General features: G+C 51.7%; 2 protein-coding genes. One reads left to right on the top strand and one right to left on the bottom strand.

The annotated features are described in order from the left end of the window. Positions 1-106: 106 nt before the first annotated feature. The gene (locus tag MJ257_RS24475) at positions 107-556 is read right to left on the bottom strand and encodes a MerR family transcriptional regulator (protein ID WP_240271781.1); all 450 of its coding nucleotides are present in this window, start codon (positions 554-556) and stop codon (positions 107-109) included. A 179-nt stretch (positions 557-735) separates the two neighbouring features. Between MJ257_RS24475 and MJ257_RS24470 the strand changes: the two genes are divergently transcribed. After that, on the top strand, positions 736-1590 hold the full coding sequence (locus MJ257_RS24470) for an aldo/keto reductase (RefSeq protein WP_240271780.1): 855 nt from the start codon (positions 736-738) through the stop codon (positions 1588-1590). Positions 1591-1706: the final 116 nt, after the last annotated feature.

Below are 1706 nucleotides of genomic sequence, written 5' to 3'. Positions count from 1 at the left end.
CTGTCGAGATCATTTTCTCGACAGCTTTTTCTTGATTAAGATTGGGCAGCCCTGGACAAAGGAGCGTCCTGGACTGCCGCTACCTTGCGAATTTATCTATCACCTCTCAAGCCTTCCCAGCAGTTGGCGAATAAAACACGTCGCTATGCATATGCCGAATTCTGTCCCAGTTCGCGGGATTGGTCGTGTCCGGCGAGCGGTGCTCCAGAATGGCCTGATAAAGCTCGGTTTTCTCTTCCAAATGCGCCACATGCCGTTTGGCTTGCTCCAGCTTCGCGAGCGCCGCTTCTTTATGCTCCATCATGAGCGCAAAGCGTTGCGGAAGGGTCGAATCCCCTTCGAGACAGAGATCGACGTACGTTTTGATGACTTCGATCGGCATCCCGGATTGCTTGAGACATTTGATGCCATGCAGCCAGTTGATCGATTCTTCATCGAACATCCGAATGTTGTTCTGATTGCGCCGCAAGCTTGGCACCAACCCTTTATCCGTGTAAAAGCGAATCGCGTGCTCGGTAAGCCCCGTGATCTGAGCGGCTTCTTTAACCGTATACATCCGTGATCCTCCTTGAAAAAAATGAATTCAACCCGCTTGACTTCGTGTTACACGAAGGCACTAAGGTTAGTGTAATGCAAATCGGCGGAATGCGGAATCCCCCGCAACGTGGTCCGGGTCCATTCAAACGGCATTCGCCGCCGTTTGCTCTATACATTTTAATAGTGGGAGGAATCATCATGCAAAAAACGGTCACCTTGAATAACGGCGTAAAAATGCCGATCATCGGCTTGGGGGTCTACCAAATTCCCGATGCGGAACAATGCGAGAACGCGGTATATGAGGCGTTGATGGCCGGTTATCGGCTGATCGATACCGCCGCCGGCTATCTGAACGAGGAAGCGGTCGGACGTGCGATCAAACGCAGCGGCATCCCGCGCGAGGAGCTGTTCGTCACGACCAAGCTTTGGGTTCAGGATGCCGGCTACGAGAGTGCCAAGCTGGCATTTGTCAAATCCTTGAAAAAACTGCAACTCGACTATCTCGATCTGTATCTGATTCACCAGCCGTTCGGCGATTACTACGGCGCTTGGCGCGCCATGGAGGACCTGTACCGGGAAGGGGACATCCGGGCGATCGGCGTCAGCAACTTCCTGCCCGACCGACTGATGGACCTCATTGTGCATAACGAAATCGTTCCCGCCGTCAACCAAGTCGAAACCCACCCGTTCTACCAGCAGATCGAAAGCGCCGCATTTATGAAAGAGCAAGGAGTGCAGCACCAATCATGGGCGCCATTTGCTGAAGGAAAAGGCGACTTGTTCAACAACGATGTGCTGGCTTCGATCGCCGAAAAGCACCACAAATCCATCGCTCAGATCGTGTTGCGCTGGCTGGTTCAGCAAGATATCGTGGCCATTCCAAAATCGGTCCGCAAAGAGCACATTATCGAAAACATCGATATTTTCAACTTTGAGTTAAATGCGGACGATATCAACCGAATTACCTCCCTCGACACGGGAGAAACGCTCTTCTTGTCGTACCATGATCCGAAATTCGCGAAGATGCTGGGGACTTTGAGAGTTGATCTGTAAAATAACGCCAAAGAAGCCGCTCCTGACCAAGGGAGTGGCTTCTTTGGGGGACAAGTCTCTGCCGTCATATCAAAAAAGAGAGAAGCCTGGTTATTCCCCAAGCTCCTCTCTACTAT

The organism is Paenibacillus timonensis, from assembly GCF_022427145.1.
In the GTDB taxonomy this organism is placed as follows: Bacteria; Bacillota; Bacilli; order Paenibacillales; family Paenibacillaceae; genus Fontibacillus; species Fontibacillus timonensis.
This window is presented reverse-complemented; position numbering and strand designations above follow the sequence as displayed.